This is a genomic window from Pyxidicoccus fallax, from assembly GCF_012933655.1.
GTDB classification, from domain to species: Bacteria; Myxococcota; Myxococcia; order Myxococcales; family Myxococcaceae; genus Myxococcus; species Myxococcus fallax.
Window position 1 is genome coordinate 16,674 of the sequence record NZ_JABBJJ010000107.1, and the last position, 18,376, is coordinate 35,049.

17 protein-coding genes are annotated in these 18,376 nt (G+C 70.3%); 8 read left to right on the forward strand and 9 right to left on the reverse strand.

Annotation, left to right across the window (positions count from 1 at the left end; genetic code table 11):
• Positions 1-16 precede the first annotated feature (16 nt).
• The 6 genes from HG543_RS22990 to HG543_RS23015 form a co-directional block, all read right to left on the reverse strand.
• Positions 17-658 carry a PGRP and LysM peptidoglycan-binding domain-containing protein gene (locus HG543_RS22990; RefSeq protein WP_169346978.1) on the reverse strand — a complete coding sequence of 214 codons (642 nt, stop codon included), beginning with the start codon at positions 656-658 and terminating at the stop codon, positions 17-19.
• Between the two features lie 104 nt (positions 659-762).
• Entirely contained in the window at positions 763-1,590 is an 828-nt protein-coding gene (locus HG543_RS22995) for an SDR family oxidoreductase (RefSeq protein WP_169346979.1), read from the reverse strand.
• A gap of 79 nt (positions 1,591-1,669) precedes the next feature.
• Positions 1,670-1,975 (reverse strand): YkvA family protein, encoded by a 306-nt coding sequence (locus tag HG543_RS23000; RefSeq protein WP_169346980.1) that lies wholly within the window; start codon positions 1,973-1,975, stop codon positions 1,670-1,672.
• Between the two features lie 90 nt (positions 1,976-2,065).
• A complete protein-coding gene (locus HG543_RS23005) occupies positions 2,066-3,121 on the reverse strand; it encodes an ABC transporter ATP-binding protein (protein ID WP_169346981.1) in 1,056 nt (351 codons plus the stop codon).
• A gap of 80 nt (positions 3,122-3,201) precedes the next feature.
• A complete protein-coding gene (locus HG543_RS23010) occupies positions 3,202-4,767 on the reverse strand; it encodes an ABC transporter permease (RefSeq protein WP_169346982.1) in 1,566 nt (521 codons plus the stop codon).
• A gap of 7 nt (positions 4,768-4,774) precedes the next feature.
• Positions 4,775-5,758, reverse strand: coding sequence for an iron ABC transporter substrate-binding protein (locus HG543_RS23015; protein WP_169346983.1), 984 nt, complete (start codon positions 5,756-5,758; stop codon positions 4,775-4,777).
• A 158-nt stretch (positions 5,759-5,916) separates the two neighbouring features.
• Between HG543_RS23015 and HG543_RS23020 the strand changes: the two genes are divergently transcribed.
• From HG543_RS23020 to HG543_RS23040, 5 genes are all read left to right on the forward strand, one after another.
• Complete coding sequence (locus tag HG543_RS23020; protein ID WP_169346984.1) at positions 5,917-6,585, forward strand: nuclear transport factor 2 family protein; 669 nt, start codon at positions 5,917-5,919, stop codon at positions 6,583-6,585.
• Positions 6,586-6,594: 9 nt separating this feature from the next.
• Positions 6,595-7,431: a PfkB family carbohydrate kinase gene (locus HG543_RS23025; RefSeq protein WP_169346985.1), complete on the forward strand. Its 837-nt coding sequence runs from the start codon at positions 6,595-6,597 to the stop codon at positions 7,429-7,431.
• 237 nt (positions 7,432-7,668) lie between these two features.
• The gene (locus HG543_RS55520; RefSeq protein WP_246357234.1) at positions 7,669-8,799 is read left to right on the forward strand and encodes a PAAR-like domain-containing protein; all 1,131 of its coding nucleotides are present in this window, start codon (positions 7,669-7,671) and stop codon (positions 8,797-8,799) included.
• A gap of 5 nt (positions 8,800-8,804) precedes the next feature.
• Positions 8,805-9,383, forward strand: coding sequence for an imm11 family protein (locus HG543_RS23035; RefSeq protein WP_169346986.1), 579 nt, complete (start codon positions 8,805-8,807; stop codon positions 9,381-9,383).
• Positions 9,384-9,428: 45 nt separating this feature from the next.
• Entirely contained in the window at positions 9,429-10,748 is a 1,320-nt protein-coding gene (locus HG543_RS23040; RefSeq protein ID WP_169346987.1) for a glycoside hydrolase family 2 TIM barrel-domain containing protein, read from the forward strand.
• 244 nt (positions 10,749-10,992) lie between these two features.
• Here HG543_RS23040 and HG543_RS23045 read toward each other — a convergent pair whose 3' ends face one another.
• From HG543_RS23045 to HG543_RS23055, 3 genes are all read right to left on the reverse strand, one after another.
• On the reverse strand, positions 10,993-11,328 hold the full coding sequence (locus tag HG543_RS23045) for a cupin domain-containing protein (RefSeq protein ID WP_169346988.1): 336 nt from the start codon (positions 11,326-11,328) through the stop codon (positions 10,993-10,995).
• 104 nt (positions 11,329-11,432) lie between these two features.
• Positions 11,433-14,210: a DNA gyrase subunit A gene (gyrA, locus tag HG543_RS23050; RefSeq protein ID WP_169346989.1), complete on the reverse strand. Its 2,778-nt coding sequence runs from the start codon at positions 14,208-14,210 to the stop codon at positions 11,433-11,435.
• Positions 14,211-14,455: 245 nt separating this feature from the next.
• Entirely contained in the window at positions 14,456-15,229 is a 774-nt protein-coding gene (locus tag HG543_RS23055) for a tetratricopeptide repeat protein (protein ID WP_169346990.1), read from the reverse strand.
• Between the two features lie 169 nt (positions 15,230-15,398).
• Between HG543_RS23055 and HG543_RS23060 the strand changes: the two genes are divergently transcribed.
• The 3 genes from HG543_RS23060 to HG543_RS23070 all read left to right on the forward strand — a co-directional run bounded on the left by HG543_RS23060 (position 15,399) and on the right by HG543_RS23070 (position 18,134).
• The gene (locus HG543_RS23060) at positions 15,399-16,772 is read left to right on the forward strand and encodes a M24 family metallopeptidase (protein ID WP_169346991.1); all 1,374 of its coding nucleotides are present in this window, start codon (positions 15,399-15,401) and stop codon (positions 16,770-16,772) included.
• Between the two features lie 76 nt (positions 16,773-16,848).
• Positions 16,849-17,217, forward strand: coding sequence for a response regulator (locus HG543_RS23065; RefSeq protein ID WP_169346992.1), 369 nt, complete (start codon positions 16,849-16,851; stop codon positions 17,215-17,217).
• Between the two features lie 158 nt (positions 17,218-17,375).
• Complete coding sequence (locus tag HG543_RS23070) at positions 17,376-18,134, forward strand: endonuclease/exonuclease/phosphatase family protein (protein WP_169346993.1); 759 nt, start codon at positions 17,376-17,378, stop codon at positions 18,132-18,134.
• Positions 18,135-18,376: the final 242 nt, after the last annotated feature.

Below are 18,376 nucleotides of genomic sequence, written 5' to 3' on the forward strand. Positions count from 1 at the left end.
AGGCAATGAATGGGGTTCAGCAGCCGTGGGCCTGCACGAGCTTCTCCAGCGTCCGGCCCGCGGGCTCTCCGGTGACGGGCAGCCCGTGGAGCGCCTCGAAGGCGCACAGCGCCTGGCGCGTGCGCTCGCTCAACACGCCGTCGATGGAGCCCGGCTCGAAGCCCAGGTTGCGCAGACGGGCCTGGATGCCGGAGACCCCCTTGTCCCCGGTATGCTCCACGGGATTGAGGGTGGCGAGCCGCAGCTCGTAGCCGCGCTCCCCCACCGTGAGCCGCACGGAGTCCAGCCGGAGGGGAAGCTGCTCCTGGAGCAGGCCCTCTCCATCCGTGGCCCCCTCGATGAACTCCGCGCCCCACTCCAACGTGTAGGGCTCGTTCGCGAGCGGCTTGCCGGCCGCGTCCTTCAAGGTGAGGCACAGCTCCCGCATGGGCTGCTTCACCTTGAAGACATGCGTCTTCCCGGTGGAGGCCCCCAGCTCCTTCGCCTGGCGCTCGGGGATGAAGAGGACGTCTCCCGGATGGAGCACGTGCGGATGAGGCCGGATGCGGCGCAGCTCCGCGTTCTCGGGATGTTCGTAGATGCGCTTCCAGTCCTGGAAGCCATGGCGCAGAGCGATGCCCAGCAGGCATTCGCCCTGCGTCACCGTATGTCTTGGCATGGGTTACTGCCCCCTCTCCTTCCGGCAACCACCACCGGAAGGCGTCGACGTCTTCCTACCATCCCGTCCTGACGAGGGAGATGACGCGCGGGTGCCGGGTCCAATCAGCCCCGGGACAAACCATACAGAGACATCACGATTTGCTCGAAGGTCCGTGAAGGCAGCACCCACTTGGCGAGCACCGCCGCGCGCTGTGCCAGCTTTCCCACCGCGTAGCGAACGCGCACCGGCCCGCCTTCCATCAACTCCAGCACCGTGCGCGCCACGTCCTCCGCGGGAACGCCATTGCGCTCGTCGTTTTCAATCGTGCGCAGCGCGGTCTCGAACGGCGCCTGATAGGCGGAGCCCGGGCCGGACCGCTGGGCCTTCACGCGGTTCTCCGTGAGCCGCGTGCGCACGTCGCCCGGCTGCACCAGCGTGGCTTGGATGCCGAAGGGCGCCACCTCCTGGCGCAGGCTCTCCGTGAGCCCCTCCAGCGCGAACTTGCTGGCGCTGTAGAAGCTCTGGAAGGGCAGCCCCACCATGCCGCCCAGCGAGCTGATGTGGATGAGCAGGCCCGCCCGGCGCTCGCGCATGGACGGCAGCACCGCCTTGCACACGCGCAGCACGCCCAGCAGGTTGGTGTCGAGCAACCCGCTCGCCTCCTCGACGGAGATGTCCTCCAGCGCGCCCGCCAGCGCGTAGCCGGCGTTGTTCACCACGACGTCGATGCGGCCCTCGCGCGTGAGGACCTCGTCCACCGCGCGCTGCACGGAGTCGTCGCGGGTGACGTCCATCTCCACGAGCCGCCAGCCCCGAGCCTCGACAGCTCCGGGCCGCCGGCTGGTTCCGTAGACGATGTGCCCGCGCGCGCTCAGCAGTTCCGCGCAGGCCCTGCCGATGCCCGACGAGGCACCGGTGATGAGTACGACCCTTCCCTGGGATGCGTCCATGTGTGTGCTCCGCAATCCCCCCTGCGGAGCACAAACCACGGGCCTGTCCCTCGGGACAAGACACTGTGCGGGTTGCTGCTCAGACAGAGCCGCGAACGCGGGAAGACAGGCGCGAGTTGCCGTCTTCATCGAGCGGCAGGCCGGCCGTGCCCATACTGGTCCGGTGGCGTTGCACCTCGCGCACCATGAAGAAGGCCGCGGCGGACAGCACGCCGAGGTCGTCCAGCCAGCCCAGCACCGGAATGAAGTCCGGGAGCGCGTCCACGGGTGACAGGAAGTACAGCACCGCCAACACCCCGGCGAGCTTGCGCCAGAGCGCCACGCGCGGGTCTCTCACGTAGTCGATGAAGCGGGTCCCCATGCCTCGAAGGCCTGCGATGTTCATGCACACCTGTACGCGCGAGGGCCCCGGGTGATTGCGACCCCGGTCCACACCTTGCGTATGCCGGCCCCACGCTCGTGGAGCAGCCAGGCTTCAGTCGGGCTTGTCCTCCAGCACCACCGCGCGGCCCACGACCTCCAGCCGCGCTCGCGCACCGGGACCGAGGGGCAATTCCGGCGCGCCGCGCACCGTCAGCTCCATGCCGCCGCAGGCCACGGTGTACTCGGCGCTGGGGCCCTGGAACTCGCGCGTGAGGACCTCCGCGCGCAGGGCGCCGCCCACCGCCACCGTGTCCGTGTCCGGCACCAGCCGCAGGGACTCCGGGCGCAGCGACAGCAGCACGTTGCCCTTCGCGTGGCCCACCACCGGGAGGATGCCGAGCATCGTCCGCGCGCCATTGCCGAAGCCCACGCCCGGCAGGAGGTTGGTGCCGCCCAGGAAGTACGCCACGAAGGCGGTGCGCGGCGTGGAGTAGACGGCCTCGGGCGTGCCCACCTGTTCCACCTTGCCCGCGCGCATCACCACCAGCCGGTCCGCGAAGGCCATGGCCTCGCCCTGGTCGTGCGTGACGAGCATCACCGTGGCGCCCAGCGACTTGAGCACCCGCCGCACCTCGCCTCGCGTGGAGACGCGCAGCGCGCTGTCCAGGCTGGAGAAGGGCTCGTCCAGCAGCAGCACCCGAGGCCCCGGGGCCAGGGCCCGCGCCAGCGCCACCCGCTGCTGCTGCCCGCCGGAGAGCGCGTGCGGCATGCGCGACTCGAAGCCCTCCAGGCCGAAGAGCTTCAGCATGGAGCGGGCGCGTGCTTGCGCGTCGGCTCGGGGCAGTGCGCCGAGGCCGAACGTCACGTTGTCCAGCACGGACAGGTGCGGGAAGAGGGCGTAGTCCTGGAAGACCATGCCCACGCTGCGCTGCTCGGGCGGGACGAAAGCGCTCGGGCCCGCGAGCACGCGGCCCTCCAGGGTGACGGTGCCCGTGTCGGGACGCTCGAAGCCGGCGACGAGGCGCAGCGTCGTCGTCTTGCCGCAGCCGGAGGGGCCCAGTAACGCGATGACCTCGCCCGGCTCCACCGCCAGCGAGAGGCCGTCCACCGCGGGCGTACCGGCGGAGGTGTAGCGCAGGGAGACGGTGTCGAGCGAGAGCAGGGGCATGGCGGGAGCGCGGCGCACCCTACCGCGTTCCGGGGCTCCGGGAAGCCCTCCGCGCTCGGGAGCATCGACTGCCGCGCATCTCAGCCCGGCGCCGAGCCGTCCTCGCGCGACACCACCAGCCCCAGGCCGAGCGCGGACACGGCCAGCAGCACCAGCGCGGGCAGCGCGGCCTCCGCGAAGCGCCCTTCCGCCGTGGCGCTCCACACGCGCGTGGCCAGCGTGTCGAAGCCGATGGGCGCCAACAGCAGCGTGGCCGGCAATTCCTTCATCGCCGTGAGGAAGACGAGCGCCGCGCCCGCTAGCAGCCCCGGCCGCAGCAGCGGCATGGTGACGCGGCTGAACACCCCGAACGGCCCGTGCCCCAGCGACGCCGCGGCCTCCGTCAGGTGCGGATCGAGCTGGAGCAACGTCGAGCGCACCACCCCCACCGCCTGCGGCAGGAAGCGCACCAGGTACGCCAGCACCAGCATGACCAGCGTGCCGTAGAGGAACGGCAGCGCCTGCACGCCCAGGAACACGAGCGACAGCGCCAGCACGATGGGCGGCAGCGCATAGCCCCCATACGCCGCGCGCTCCAGCACCACCGTGAGCCGGCCCGGGTAGCGCACCGCGAGGAAGGCCAGCGGCAGCGCCGCCACCACCGCCGCCGCCGCGCCCAGCGCCGACGCCAGCACCGAGTTCAGCGCGGGCCCCAGCACCGGCCCCTCCGCGCCCGCCAGCCCTCGCACGCCCCAATACAGCAGCACCCCCACCGGCAGCCCCACGCCCAGCGCCACCACCGCGCCGCACAGGAGCAGCGCCGGCACCCGCCAGCGCCCGAGCCGCACCGACGCCACCGCCCGCGCCGCGCCCTTCGCGCTGCGGAAGTACCCCGCCCGCCCGCGCAGCCGTACCTCCAGCACCAGCACCCCCAGCGTCACCGCCACCAGCCCCAGCCCCAAGAGCGCCGCGTAGGTGCGGTCGAACGCGCCCTCGTACTGGTCGTAGATGGCGCGCGAGAAGGCGTCGTACTGGAGCAGCGCCACCGCGCCGAAGTCCGACAGCACGTACAGCCCCACCAGCAGCGCCCCGGAGGCGAACGCCGGACGCAGGAGCGGCACCGTCACCCGCCAGAAGGCCCGCGCCGGCGTGAGCCCCAGGCTGCGCGCGCCCTCCAGCCACGCCGGGTCCTGCGCCTGCAGGCCCGCCCGCAGCGCGAGGAGGAAGTACGGGTACGTGGACACCGTCAGCGCCAGCAGCGCGCCCGGAAAGCCATACACGGGCGGCACCGGCAGCCCCCATCGCCTCAGGGGCTCTTCCAGCGCGCCGCCCGTGCCGAACGCCGCCAGCAGCACGTAGCCGCTGACGAAGGTGGGCACCGCCAGCGGCACGCACAGCAGCACCGCCCATACGCGCCGCCCCGGCAGGTCCGTGCGCGTGGTGAGCCACGCCAACGGCAGCGACAGCGCCGCCGCGCAGCCCGTCACCGCCACCGCGAGCCCCAGCGTGCGGCCCAGCAGGCCCCACGTCCTGTCTCGCAGCAGCAGGGCCCAGGCGCCCGCGTCCGCCTCCGCCGCGCGCACGCCCAGGTACACCGCGGGCAGCAGCGCGAGCGCGGCGATGACGGCGCCCAACGCCAGCAAACACCCCGGGGCACGACGCTTCATCCGTGCCTCAGAGGACGCCCGTGTCCTGGAGCAGCTTCACCGTGCCGCGCAGGTCATCCAGCTTCGACAAGTCCAGCTGCGGAGAGCCCACCTTCGACAGCTCCGGCAGCGCCGCGCTCGGCTTCACGCCGGCCACCAGGGGGAACTCGAAGGTCTCCTGGGAGAAGTACGCCTGGGCCTCGGGCTCCAGCAGGTACGCGGCCAGCTTGCGCGCCGCGTCCGCCTTCTTCGACTCCTTGAGGATGCCCACGCCCGCGACATTCACCAGCGCGCCCGGGTCTCCCGCCTCGACGAAGTGGTTGGCCACGGGCAGCTCACCTTTGTCCTTCTTCGCGGCGAACAGGTAGTAGTGGTTCACGAAGCCCGCGTCGATTTCACCGCGCGACAGCGCCTCGATGATGGCCGCGTTGTTCTTGTAGACGCGCGGGTTGTTGGCCTTGATGCCCTGGAGCCACTTCGTCGCGGCCTCCTCGCCCTTCATCAACCGCAGCGTGGTGACGAAGGCCTGGAAGGACGCGTTGGTGGGCGCCCAGCCGAGGCGGCCCTTCCACTTCGGGTCCGTGAAGCCGAGGATGCTCTTCGGCAGCTCCTCCGCCTTCACCTTCTTCGTGTTGTAGGCCACCACGCGCGCGCGGCCGCTGGTGCCCACCCACAGCCCCTGCGGCGAGCGGAAGCGCGCGTCCACCTTGTCCAGCGTCTCCTTGGGCAGCGCCTGCAGCCGGCCCGCGTTGGCCAGCGCCCCGAGCCCTCCCGCGTCCTGCGCGAAGAACACGTCGGCCGGCGTCTTCGCGCCCTCCTCCAGCAGCGTGGCGGCCAGCTGCGGCGTCTCGCCGTAGCGCACCTTCACCTCGATGCCGGTCTTCTCGGTGAACTTCTTGAAGAGGGGCCCCACCAGCTTCTCGTTGCGGCCCGAGTACACGGTGAGCGTCTCGGCCGCCAGGGCGGTGGACGACAGGGTCAGGGACAGGAAGAGGGAGAGCAGACGCGTCATGGCGGCGCAACCTAATGGACCGGCCGGTCGGCTTCCACCATCACTCGGGGCTTCCGTTCCGGAATGTTCTTCCGTGACGAGAGAGCGCATCCCGGCGCGAAGGCGGGATAGCCTCCGTGTCCGCAGCCGCCGTGCCCTCATTCTCGCGGAGACACCCCATGCTTCGCCCGCTCCTCGCCGCTTGTGCCGCCGTCCTGCTCACCGCTCCCGCCACCCTGGCGCAGCAGCCCCAGAAACCGCAGCAGTCACCGCCCGCGCAGCAGCCGCCGGCCCAGCAGCAGGCCCCGGCCGCGCAGACGACGTCGCCGCCCGCCACGCGCAAGGCCGCCGGAGAGCGCACGCAGGCGGCGCTCCAGCAGGTGCCTCCGGCGAAGCCCGAGGACGTGCGCACCATCGCTGGCCTCACCGCCGCGCTCTACGACGTCATCAGCGGCCCGGCGGGGCAGCCCCGGGACTGGCAGCGCTTCCGCTCCCTGTTCTACCCGGGCGCGCAGATGATCCCCGTCCGGCGCGCGAAGGCCGGCGAGGGCCCTGGCATCTCGCCCTTCTCGTTCAATGACTACGCCACGTGGGGCGACGAGTTCTTCAAGAAGCACGCCTTCTTCGAGAAGGAGACGCATCGGCAGGTCGCCGGCTACGGAGACATCGTCAACGTGCTGAGCGCCTACGAGACGCGTGAGACCGCCAACGGGCCGGTGACGTCCAAGGGCGTCAACAGCCTGCAGCTCGCCTTCGACGGGCAGCGCTGGTGGGTGCTGAGCCTCACGTGGATGGACGAGAAGGCCGCGGGCATTCCGGTGCCCAAGGACTTCACGCGGAAGGAGTAGAGGCACGCCATGAGCCCCGGGCCCTCGCATGACGTGCTCGTCGTGGGCAACTACTGCCACGACTTGCTGAAGCTCGGGCCCGGGCGGGAGACGCACGCGCTCGGGGGCTCGGCGGCGTACATCTCCGCGGTGCTGGACGCGGTGGGCGTGGACTACGCGGTGGCCGCCGTCGCGGGCGAGGACTTCCGCTACGCGGACCGCGTCCGGCATCCGCCGCGCATCCTCCCCGGGACGCGGACCACGCAGTTCATCGCGGAGCTGGGCTCGGGCGAGCGCGTGCTGCGGGTCAGCGCCCGGGCGGAGCCCCTGCGCCCCGAGGACATCACCGTGGACGCGCGGGTGGCGCTCGCCTGTGGAGTGATGGGCGAGCTGCTGCCGGAGACGCTCGTGCGGGTCTCCGAACGGGCGCGGCACGTGGTGGCGGATGCGCAGGGCTTGCTGCGGACGCTGGATGGTGAGGGGCGCGTCCTCAACGTGCCCCTCGCGCAGACGCCGTACGCGGCGCTGCTGGAGCGCATTCACGTGCTGAAGGCGAGCGAGGACGAGGCGCGGGCGATGGACGTCGAGCAGGTGCGGCGGCGGACCTGTCTTGTGATTACCCGGGGAGCCCAGGGGTGCACGGTGCTCACGGCGGACGAGCGCATCGACGTGCCGGCCGTGCCCGTGGAGGAAGTGGACCCCACGGGCGCGGGGGACTGCTTCCTCGCGGGCTTCGCACTGGGGCTGCTGCGAGGACTGCCACTCGCGCGGTGCGCGGAGCTGGCGAACGGGTTCGGGGCGCAGGCGGTGACACAGGTGGGCGTGCCGATGCTGGACCTGTCCGCACTTCCCGCGGCGCTACGGTGACGCGGCGAAACGTGCGCGTGTGGGTTTGCGGCTTCCCGTGGCGCAGCCGTGGCACCCTCCCCGAGGGGCCGGGAAGCGTGCGCTGGTGAAGTGACGGTACGTGGTCCTGTCGGCAGCCCGTCCTTTGATGACGTGGCGTGCGCGCGGCGTGAATGATGCCGCTCGCGTACCGGGCACACTCCCTGCTTCGTGAAGAGGCCGCTCACGCGGTCAGGTCACGAGGTCGACGGGGGGCACATGCCCGACGAGAGCGACACATTCGTGAATGGCCTCACTCCCGTTACCACGGGGAGTGGCGGCAAGGTGGCGGGCTTCCCGGACGTGTGCAGGACACCCTCACCCGCTGGCCCGGTTCCCATCCCCTACTTCAACATCGCGCGGAGCAAGGACCTCGTGGACGGCTCGAAGACGGTCCGCGTCGGAGGCGCATCGGTGTGCCTGTCGAGCTCGGCCCTTGGCACGTCCACGGGTAACGAGGCTGGCACCGCGGGTGGCGGCTTGGTCTCTGGCAGGACGAAGGGGCGCGCGCACCCGGTGACGCACTCGTTCGACGTCATGATTGAGGGCAGGCCGGTGGTGCGGAACCTGGACCTCTTCACGCTGAATGACCGCAACACCGCACCCTTTCCCATCATGCAGCCGCAGGGCTCGCCGCCCCGGGCCGCTCGCGTGAATGAGGTGGAGGCTTCGAAGCCGGCGGAACGTTGCGACTACTGCGGGAAGGAGAAGCACGACTTCGACCGCAAGGGACGCGTGGGGAGCAACCTGGGCAGCTCCGCGGTGCTCGGCCGCAACATGCTGGAGGGCCGGGAGCTGTCGACGCACCCGTGGTACGCTGGGGTCTTCTCGCTCGCGGCGCACCACCTCATCTGCCTGGAGGCCCTGGATGACCCCAGGTGGGACGTGTTCTGCCGGCAGTTCGGCTATCACCCCGACCGCAAGCCCAATGGCGTCTTCCTGCCGATGAAGATGGCGCTGGCCTGCCAGCTCTTCGTCGCCGTCCACCGGGGCAACCACGCCGAGGGTTTCGCCTTCGACTTGCACCTGCCCTATCCGGATGCGGTCAAGAGCAGCCTCCGACGCGTGGCCAAGAAGCTGGAGGCGGGCGAATACTGCTCCGCTCCGGAGGCGCTGGTACGCCGACTCGATGCATTGAGCGCGGAAATTCTGGCCAAGGTGGATTCCGGCCAATGGACCCTCACCCGGGACGGAGAGGACTACGTCCCTGGCGGGAAGGGTTGCGCGGGATTGAAGAGCATCCGCGAAAAGCCAACCAGCGCTTCATGCCCCCACGGCCGCCGCCACCAACTGAACCACGCAACGACGGGCCGGACACTGACGAGAACCCCACTGAAAGCAGGTGAATGACCGCCATGCAGACCGACTATTTCGTCATCATGCGCGCGGGTCCCAGCAGCTATCCTTTGCTGGCGTGGGATGAGTACCGAGTGGGTTTCGTGAGGCCCGCGCCGGTCAACGTCACCGCACCCGTCCAGCTCCGCCTGGGCGCGCCTGTCCCTCGCACGCCAGTCATGGTGGATTACCACAGCCTGCCAGAGCCGGTTGTCTCGGAGCGCATCAAGAACTCATTGGCGTTGCTCGACCTGTTCGGACTGCAACTCGTCCCGGCTGATGTGAAAGTGAAGCAGGATGACGTGCGGCGCTACTGGCTACTGCACGTCTTCAACTGGATTGCCTGCATCAACCTGCAACACTCGGCCTGTACGTTCTATCCGGATGGGGACGTATTGGGCATCGACAGGCTCGTCCTCGACGAAGAGGTCCTGCAGGACATACCGCTGGAGCGGCGACGCGTCTTCGTGCTGGAGGAATCCCCTTCGGTCTATCTCTTCCACCACTCCGTGGTGGAGCACATCCTGGCGCTCCAGCCCGAGGGCCTGCGCTTCATCCGCGTGGACCAGTGGAACGACTCGGCCGGCTTCCGGTCATGACGCCCTCGCGGCGGCGGACCGGTTCTTCCTGGTACAAACACCACCATGAACCTGGCCCGCTCCGTCACCCTCGCGCTCCTGCTGGCGTCCGTCCTCGCTCCCTTGGCGCCGGCGCGCGCGGCCACGGCCATCGTCAAGGTCGATGGCGGGTGGCAGCTCCAGGTGGACGGAAAACCCTACGTCGCCAAGGGCGTCACCTTCAGCGGCAGCAGCAGCTCCGCGGCGTACGAGCAGGACTGCGCGCGCCTCGCGGCCCTCGGGGTGAATACCCTGCGCACCTGGGGCACCGGCACCGAGACGCGCGTGCTGCTCGACGCCGCGCACAAGCATGGGCTCAAGGTTCTCGTGGGCCTGTGGCTCCGGCAGGGCCGCCCCGGCGCCGAGAGCGATGACTCCTTCGACTACGTCCGCGACACGAAGGGCATGAAGAAGCAACTCGCGGACACGCTCGCGCAGGTCCGCCACTTCAAGGACCACCCCGCTGTCCTCGCGTGGGGCATCGGCAACGAGGTGCTCCTCAACTCGCCTACGGACGCGTCGAAGGAGGCCTATGCCCGCTTCCTCGAGAAGGTCGTCCGCGAGGTGAAGAAGGTCGACTCCAGCCACCCCGTCATCTCCGTCGATGCGTGGACGCTCGGCGTGCCCTGGTGGGAGAAGTTCACTCCGTCGCTCGACGCCTACGGCCTCAACGTCTACGGCGGTGGCATCCACGCGCTTGCCGGGGAGCTCGCGAAAGCCGGTGTCGTGAAGCCGTGGCTCATCACCGAGTTCGGCGCGCAGGGCGAGTGGGACGCTCCCAAGGACGCGAACGGCGTCCCTCGCGAGCCGGGCGACACGGAGAAGTACGGCGCCATCGTCGACGGGTGGCGCAAAGCCCTCGCTCCGCACGTCCAGGCGGGCCGCTGCCTCGGGCTCTTCGTCTTCAACTACAGCGCGTCCTTCGACCACACGGGGCTGTGGCTCGGCATGTTGTCGGGCGGAGCTACCCGCCCCGCGTGGCACGCGGTGCGCGAGGCCTACACCGGTCAGAAGCCCGCCACGCCGCTGCCCCGAATCGAGCGCATCACCGTGGGCCCCGTGACGCGCGATGAGGACGGCGCCTGGGCCCAGGTCGACGTCGCCGCCAGGGACGCGGCGGGCACACCGCTCGACGTCTCCTTCGCCTACAACTTCCGGGGCGCCGCCACGCGGCACGAGCGCGACGAGGTGGTGCGGCTCCAGGCCAGCCCCGGTCCCACGCGCGGCTCCTGGCGGGTCCGCCTGCCCTCCGTGAAGGGCTCCATCAAGCTCTACGCGCTCGCGAAGGATGGCGCGGGCAACCTCGCGGCCGCCACCACCTCGGTCGCGCTGGCGCCCGCGCCCTGAGCCACTTCGGCGGGGACGCGCGGTCCTCCAGACCTCATCGCCACCCATCAAGGCGAGTGGCGCCCGCGCCCTGAGCTACTTCGGCGGGACGCGCGGTCCTCGGCGAGCCACCCGAGCTCCGCCGCGATGAGGCCCGGCGAGAAGTGAAGCCAGACCGCGCCGAGGCTCAGTCCTTCCGCTCCGCCACGATCCCGAGCACGCTGCGATGAGGCCCGGCGGGAGTACCGCCAGACCCCGCCGAGGCTCAGTCCTCCCGCGCTGGCACGACCCGGAGCTCCGGTGGAAGCCGCCACACCTTGACCAGGTGCACGCCCGCCGTCGTCTCCAGGACGTACTCGCCCCCGGGGAAACGGGCGAAGTCGCCTGGCACCAGCGTCGCCTCGTATCCGTCGCCGGAGATGCGGCAATCCCCCTCCAGGACGAAGCGGGTGACCTCTCGGGACCTGCCACCCACACGCGTGCCCGCCGGGTGACGGGAGGACGAAATCCGATAGAAGCCCTCCGGCTGGAAGCGTCGGCGGACCGCGGCTTCATCCAGCGGGCCCAGCGCCTCGGGGTCCCACTTCTCGACTTCCACCATGAGGACTGCCTCCGTCGCTCCGCCGCGGTGCGCCTGAAACGGAAAGCGCCCCCCTCCACCGTGGGAGAGGGGCGCCGTCACGACTTCAACCCGAGGGCTCCGTCTCAGCCCTCCTCGGGAGACTCCGGCCCGGTGGCGCCATTGCCCGGCGAGGCCTCCTCCGCCGGGGCCGGCGCGGCCGTCTCGCCCTCGGGAGTCTCACCCGTGCCCGGCGCCGCCGCCTCGACGGGGGACACCGTCTCCTCGTCCTCGGACGCCTCGCCCTCGGGCAGCTTGGAGATGGCCATGACCTTCTCCTCACCGTTCTCCAGGGCAATCAGCCGCACGCCCTGCGTGTTGCGGCCGATGACGGAGATCTCCTTCACCCGCATGCGGATGAGCATCCCGCCGTTGGTGACGAGCATCACCTCGTCCGAGTCCTTCACCTGCAGGAGGCCCACCACGCGGCCGTTCCGCTCGGTGGTCTTGATGTCGATGATGCCCTTGCCGCCGCGGCCCTGCTGCCGGTACTCGGCCTCCTGCGTGCGCTTGCCGTAGCCGTTCTCCGTCACCGTGAGGATGGCGGTATCCTTCTCCACCACGTCCGCGCCCACCACCTGGTCGCCCTCCTCCAGGGTGATGCCCTTCACGCCATAGGCCTGGCGGCCCATGGAGCGCACCTCCGTCTCCGGGAAGCGGATGCTCATGCCCGTGGCCGTCGACAGCAGGATGTCCTTGCTGCCGTCGGTAATCATCACCGACACCAGCTCGTCCCCGTCGTCGATGCCCAGCGCGATGATGCCGCTGGAGCGCACGTTGGCGAACGCGCTCAGGTCCGTGCGCTTCACCACGCCGTTCTTCGTCACGAAGAAGACGTACCGGTTCTCCGGGAAGTCGCGCGTCACCAGCACCTGCGCCAGCCGCTCGTCCTCGCCGAACTGCACCAGGTTCACCATGGCCTTGCCGCGCGACGTGCGGCTGCCCGACGGAATCTGGTGCACCTTCAGCGAGTACAGCTTGCCCTTCGTCGTGATGGGCATCAGGTACGCGTGGGTGCTCGCCACGAAGAGCTTGCTGACGAAATCGTCCTCCTTCGTCGCCGCCCCCGTCTTCCCGCGCCCACCGCGCTTCTGCGCCCGGTACTCACTGAGCGGCGAGCGCTTCACGTAGCCCGTGTGCGACAGGGTGACCACCATCGTCTCCTCGGCGATGAGGTCCTCGCTGGTGATTTCGTCCACCGCGCCGGTGATTTCCGTGCGGCGCTTGTCGCCGTAGCGCGCGCGAATCTCCGTCAGCTCCGTCTTGATGACGTTCAGGAGGCTGCGCTCGTTGGAGAGGATGTCCTGCAGCCGCGCGATGTCGCGGATGAGGTCGATGAGCTCGCGGAACAGCTCCTCGCGCTGCAGGCCGGTGAGGCGCTGCAGGCGCATCTCGAGGATGTTCTGCGCCTGCTCCTGGCTGAAGCCCGCGCCCTCGTACTTGTGCGCCAGCCCCGCGTAGGACGGCTCCTCGTTGCGCGCGCGAGAGACGAGCAGCTCCATCTGCGCCTTCGCCGCCGCGTAGTCGATGCGCGGCAGGTTGGCGAAGCGCTCGTGCTCGTACAGCGCGGGCGACAGGATGTGCATCAGGCCCCAGCGCGCCTCGTCCGGGTCCTTCGACGCGCGGATGAGGCTGACCACCAGGTCGATGAGGTCCTGCGCGACGAGCAGGCCCTCGACGATGTGCATGCGCGCGAGCGCCTTGCGCAGCTCGTAGCGGCTGCGGCGCGTCACCACGTCGCGCCGGTGCGCGATGAAGCGGTCCAGCAGCTCCTTCAGGTTCAGCGTGCGCGGCTGCCCGCCGTCGATGGCCAGCATGACGGCGCCGAACGTCGTCTCCAGCGGCGTCATCTGGTACAGGTTGTTGAGCACCACCTGCGCAATCGCATCGCGCTTCAGCTCGATGACGATGCGCATGCCCTGACGGTCGCTCTCGTCACGGATGTCGCTGATGCCCTCCAGCTTCTTCTCGCGAACCAGGTCGGCGATCTTCTCGATGAGCCGCGCCTTGTTCACCTGGTACGGAATCTCCGTGAAGATGATGGCCTCACGGTCCGCGCGCTTGGAGGTTTCAATCTCCGAGCGGGCGCGGATGGTGATCTGCCCGCGGCCCGTCTCGTAGGCCCGCACGATTCCCTCGCGGCCGGTGATGATGGCGGCGGTGGGGAAGTCCGGCCCCTGGATGAACTCCATGAGGTCGCGGACGGTGCAGTCCGGGTTGTCGATGAGGTGCAGCGTGCCGTTGATGACCTCGGTCATGTTGTGCGGCGGGATGTTGGTGGTCATGCCCACCGCGATGCCGCTGCTGCCGTTGACCAGGAGGTTGGGGAACTTGGCGGGGAGGACGAGCGGCTCGGTGAGCGAGTCGTCGTAGTTGGGGCCGAACTCGACCGTTTCCTTGTCGATGTCCGCCAGCAGCTCCTCCGCCAGCCGGTCCATGCGCACTTCCGTGTAGCGCATGGCCGCGGGCGAGTCGCCGTCCACCGAGCCGAAGTTGCCCTGGCCGTCCACCAGCAGGTAGCGCAGGCTCCATTCCTGGGCCAGGCGCACCATGGCGTCGTACACCGAGGCGTCACCGTGCGGGTGGTACTTACCGATGACGTCGCCCACCACGCGGGCGCTCTTCTTGTAGGCGCGGTTGTGGGTGTTCCCCAGGTCGTTCATCGCGTAGAGGATGCGGCGATGGACGGGCTTCACGCCGTCGCGCACGTCGGGCAGCGCGCGCCCGATGATGACGGACATCGAGTAGTCGAGATACGAGCGGCGCATCTCGTCTTCGATGTTCACGGGGATGAGCTCCCCGGCGCTGCCAGGATTCGGAGGCGCGGGGGGCGTTGCCGGCTTGTCGGTAGTGTCGTCAGCCATGAGCTCTGGAAGTGTTCGGAGGGGCCCTCCAAGGGGGCCGCCGTCCTGTGGGTGAGCGTTCGTAACCCCCGGATTTCCCTGCGTCAACAGGGGAAACGGGGGGTTGACGGCCTGGATGCCTGGATGCCCGGAAAAGGGGGTCTGTTCAGGGCGTTCCGACGCCCCGTTTTGAACGCTTGGGAAGGCCCTTTTCAGCCCACTTCCGGCACGAAAAATGAGGGCCCTTCCAGGGCCCCCGGAAGGCCTCAGGCGGTGCGCGCGGAGCCCTGTGGCCGCAAGGGGGCGGCCAGCCGCTCGGCCTCGGTGCCGATGGCGCCTTCCGGGTCCTTCTCCTTCGCCTTCTCGAAGGCCTCCAGCGCGCCCTCGCGGTCACCCTTGAGCTTGAGGGCGACGCCCACGTTGAGGTGCGCGGAGGCCAGGTCGCGGTCCATGGCCAGGGCCTCGCGGAAGAGGGCCAGGGCCTGGTCCACGTCACCCGACAGGAGCGCCTCCTTGCCGGCCTGCACGCGCTTCTCCGCGTCGTTGACCAGCTCCACCTGGAAGACGCTGCCGCCCACCACGTTGGCGATGAGCGCGCGGAGGATGCCGCCCCAGTAGAAGGTGAGCCCCTCGGCGGCCACCACCGCGCCCAGCGGCAGGTCTGGCAAGAGCTGCTTGCCCCGGAACTTGAAGCGCACCCGGGTGTAGCGGCCCTTGTTGGCCCAGTGCACCACCTCGCCCTGGAGCTTGCGCAGCCCCTCTTCCAGGCGCTTGGGGTCGATTTCGAAGGGCAGCACGCGGCCCACGGGCTCTCCGGCGGGCAGGGCCTTCTGGGCCTCGGGGGCGGCGCCGGGCTCGGGCGTCCCCGGCTCCAGCACGGGCTCGGCCTCCAGGACGGGCGGGCGCGGTGCCCTCGCGTCGGGAGTGACGACCTCCGCCACGACCTTGCGCGGCGCGGGCTTCTTCGCCTTCGCGGGGGCGGCACGGCCCGCGGGCTTCTTCGCCTTCGCGGGGGACTTGCGGGAGGAGCTCTTGGCCATGTCTCCACCTTAAACGAGCCACGGCCCCCGCGCTTGCATGTCCCCGCCCGGCGGGCCCTAGCGCGGGCTTCTTCACACGCGCCCCACACGACTTCACACCGGGAGGGTCGTTCCAGCGGGCGACCTCGGGGAAGATGGGGTGCCCTCTCCCCGAAAGGACTTCTCGCCCATGACGCGCGCACGGCCCGTGCTCCTCTCCGCCCTCCTCTCCTCCGCGTGCCTCTGGGCCCCCCTCGCGAGCGCCGCCGGTGGCGCCGGCATCGCCTCTCCGGACGCCTGGCCGCGCATCCGCAAGGAGCGCATCCAGAAGCTGCTGCCCCTGGCCATGGCCCGCGCCAACGTGGATGCCTGGGTGCTCATCTGCCGGGAGAACGACAACGACCCGCTGGCCGTGCACGTCGGCTGCGAGAACGCGGGCGGTGCCGCCGCGTTCCTCTTCCTCAAGCAGGGCGACGCGGTGCGCTCGCTCGCCCTGTCCCCCGCGGGAGAGGCCACGGCCTTGAGGGACGTGGGCCCCCTGGATGAAGTCGTGCCGCTGGAGCGCGGCACGGACCTCTACGCGCAGGTGGCCTCGCGGCTGGCGGCGGCGAAGCCCACGCGCATCGCGGTGAACTCGTCCGAGGCGGTGACGGTGGCGGACGGCCTGTCCGCCACGCAGCGCGCGGCGCTGGAGAAGGCGCTGACGCCCGCGCTGCGCAAGAAGCTGGTGTCCTCCGAGGACCTCGTCTCCGAGTGGCTCTCCGTGAAGCTGCCCGAGGAGGTGGAGATTCTGCGCAAGGCCGCCGCGCTCACCTCGCAGCTGGAGGTGGAGGCGTACCGCGCGGTGGTGCCGGGCAAGACGCGCGACGTGGACGTGGCGAACTTCCTCAAGCGCCGCATGGCGGAGCTGGGCGTGGGGGACGCGTGGGCGCCGGACCAGAACCCCAACGTGCAGAGCGGCCCCACGCGGGGCCACTCGCACGCCACCGAGCGCGTGATTCAGCCCGGAGACTTCATCCAGACGGACTTCGGCATCCGCGTGGGCGGCATGTGGGTGACGGACATCCAGCGCTTCGCCTACGTGCTGGCGCCGGGCCAGACGCAGCCCCCGAAGGAGGCGCTGGAGAAGTGGGAGAAGGGCAAGAAGGGCAGCCGCATCGCCCTGGCCGCGCTCAAGCCCGGTGTGCGCGGGTGGGACGTGGACAAGGCCCAGCGCGACTGGATGCGCGAGGCGGGCTCCGAGCCCGTCATGTGGGGCACCGGCCATCCGGTGGGCTACTGGGCGCACGACGTGGGCCCGGCGCTCTCCGGCGCCCAGAAGGACCAGCCCGCGAAGGGCCAGGCGGCGCGCATCGTCCGCCCCGGACAGGTGTTCGCCTTCGACGGCTTCTTCGCGTGGAAGGACGGCGGGCCGGACCAGATGCGCCTCGTCTCCGTGGAGGAGATGGCCGTCGTCACCGACACGGGCGCGGAGTACCTCATCCCCCCGCAGGAGGACCTGGTCCTCATCCCCTCCCAGGCCCCCGCCGGCACGGGGCCGTCCCGACCCGGCACCACCCGCTAGAGGCGTGGCCGGGGGGCGTTTCGGCATCCGCGAGGGGCTCGGCTAGACTGGGCGGGCTTCCCCGGAGAGCCCCGCGATGCACAACGTCCTGGTCATCGATGACGACACCTTCGTCCTCACCCTGGTGAGAGACATCCTCCAGACGGCGGGCTACGGGGTGGTGACGGTGCAGACGCCGTCGGAGGCGTTCAACATGAGCGTCGACGGCATCTCCGCCATCCTCTGCGACTACAACATGCCGGGGATGACGGGCGCGGACGTGCTGACGGCCATGCGCGAGCTGCAGAACTGCCACGTGCCCTTCATCTTCCTCACCGGGCACGAGGAGCTGGACGACATCCTCCCCGTCGCCATCCGCTACGGCGCGGAGCTGCTGCCCAAGCCCATCCAGCCCGTCGAGCTGGTGCGGCTGCTCGTCAAGCAGCTCGCCTCCGTGGCGGCCTGAGGCCGGGCGGGACTTCAGTCCCGTCTTCGCTTCGCGCCCGGCGCCTGGGACGCGGGGGCCCGCGGCTCTCGAGGGCCGCCTGGGGGACGGACGGCGAGGCATTGGCTCGTGGTCATGAGCGCTGGAGCTCGAAAGAGGTTGGCGCCGGGGCGGGCTCCGTGTTCGCTGTCCCCGTGCCGCTCCGGGTCCTCACGCTCAACATCGCGCATGGCGCGCCCTGGCTCGTGCCCATGCCCTTCCTGCGCACGCCGTGGGGCCTGCGGCGGGCGCTGGATGGAATCTCCGCGCTGCTCGCCCGCGAGGCGGCGGACGTGGTGGCGTTGCAGGAGGTGGACCGCCAATGCCTGTTCAGCGGCGGCGTGGACCAGGTGGCCCGCATCGCGGAAGGAGCGGGCTACGCGCACGTGCTGCATGGCCCGCATCTGCGAGTGCCCGGCCTCTTCGCGCAGGGCACCGCGCTGCTATCACGCGTGCCGATGCATGAGCCGGACGTCCGCTCCTTCGAATCGGACCGCGCCGTGGACAAGGGCTACGTGGCCGCGTCCATTCAGTGGCGGGGCCTCGACATCGACGTCGTCTCCGTGCACCTGGACCCGTTCTCGCCGGAGCGGCGGTTGCGGCAGGTCGAGCGGCTGGCCCGCGCGCTCGTCCAACGTCCCGCGCGGCCACGCGTGGTGATGGGCGACCTCAACGCCCGCGAAGGAACTCCCGACGGCACCGTGGAGCAACTGTGCGAGTCCGCCGGGCTCGTCGCGCACTCGCTCGGGAGCGGCGAGCCCACGTACCCCGTGAGCCGGCCTCGCGAGCGGCTGGACTGGATCCTGGCGTCACCGGAGCTGCGCTTCACGCGTTACGCACGGGTGGACGCGCGCGTGTCGGACCACTTTCCTGTCGTGGCGGAGCTGGCCCAGGACTGACGACAGCTGCGAATGCACTGGGTTCATGGGTCGGATGGCGAGCCGCTCCGGAATCCCGGTTCCGGTGCCGGGCGGGACTCCTCCACCCTCCTGTTCCTGGAATTCAGCACATGAGGCCATCCAACCTGGGACGTTCTCCCTGACAGAGGGCCGCACCCTCCCTGGCATGTCAGCCCCCTCCGGTAGAAGGGGCGTCGTGGAGGAATGATTCCTCCAGCGAGGGCGGCGGCCCGGGGGAGGTG

Excerpts from the sequence above, each read along its gene's own strand:
- gyrA (WP_169346989.1), bottom strand. The coding sequence starts at position 14,210 with ATGGCTGACGACACTACCGACAAGCCGGCAACGCCCCCCGCGCCTCCG.
- HG543_RS23020 (WP_169346984.1), top strand. The coding sequence starts at position 5,917 with ATGCTTCGCCCGCTCCTCGCCGCTTGTGCCGCCGTCCTGCTCACCGCT.
- HG543_RS23035 (WP_169346986.1), top strand. The coding sequence starts at position 8,805 with ATGCAGACCGACTATTTCGTCATCATGCGCGCGGGTCCCAGCAGCTAT.
- HG543_RS23025 (WP_169346985.1), top strand. The coding sequence starts at position 6,595 with ATGAGCCCCGGGCCCTCGCATGACGTGCTCGTCGTGGGCAACTACTGC.
- HG543_RS23055 (WP_169346990.1), bottom strand. The coding sequence starts at position 15,229 with ATGGCCAAGAGCTCCTCCCGCAAGTCCCCCGCGAAGGCGAAGAAGCCC.
- HG543_RS23000 (WP_169346980.1), bottom strand. The coding sequence starts at position 1,975 with ATGAACATCGCAGGCCTTCGAGGCATGGGGACCCGCTTCATCGACTAC.
- HG543_RS23060 (WP_169346991.1), top strand. The coding sequence starts at position 15,399 with ATGACGCGCGCACGGCCCGTGCTCCTCTCCGCCCTCCTCTCCTCCGCG.
- HG543_RS22995 (WP_169346979.1), bottom strand. The coding sequence starts at position 1,590 with ATGGACGCATCCCAGGGAAGGGTCGTACTCATCACCGGTGCCTCGTCG.
- HG543_RS23065 (WP_169346992.1), top strand. The coding sequence starts at position 16,849 with ATGCACAACGTCCTGGTCATCGATGACGACACCTTCGTCCTCACCCTG.
- HG543_RS55520 (WP_246357234.1), top strand. The coding sequence starts at position 7,669 with ATGCCCGACGAGAGCGACACATTCGTGAATGGCCTCACTCCCGTTACC.
- HG543_RS23005 (WP_169346981.1), bottom strand. The coding sequence starts at position 3,121 with ATGCCCCTGCTCTCGCTCGACACCGTCTCCCTGCGCTACACCTCCGCC.
- HG543_RS23010 (WP_169346982.1), bottom strand. The coding sequence starts at position 4,767 with ATGAAGCGTCGTGCCCCGGGGTGTTTGCTGGCGTTGGGCGCCGTCATC.
- HG543_RS23040 (WP_169346987.1), top strand. The coding sequence starts at position 9,429 with ATGAACCTGGCCCGCTCCGTCACCCTCGCGCTCCTGCTGGCGTCCGTC.
- HG543_RS22990 (WP_169346978.1), bottom strand. The coding sequence starts at position 658 with ATGCCAAGACATACGGTGACGCAGGGCGAATGCCTGCTGGGCATCGCT.
- HG543_RS23045 (WP_169346988.1), bottom strand. The coding sequence starts at position 11,328 with ATGGTGGAAGTCGAGAAGTGGGACCCCGAGGCGCTGGGCCCGCTGGAT.
- HG543_RS23015 (WP_169346983.1), bottom strand. The coding sequence starts at position 5,758 with ATGACGCGTCTGCTCTCCCTCTTCCTGTCCCTGACCCTGTCGTCCACC.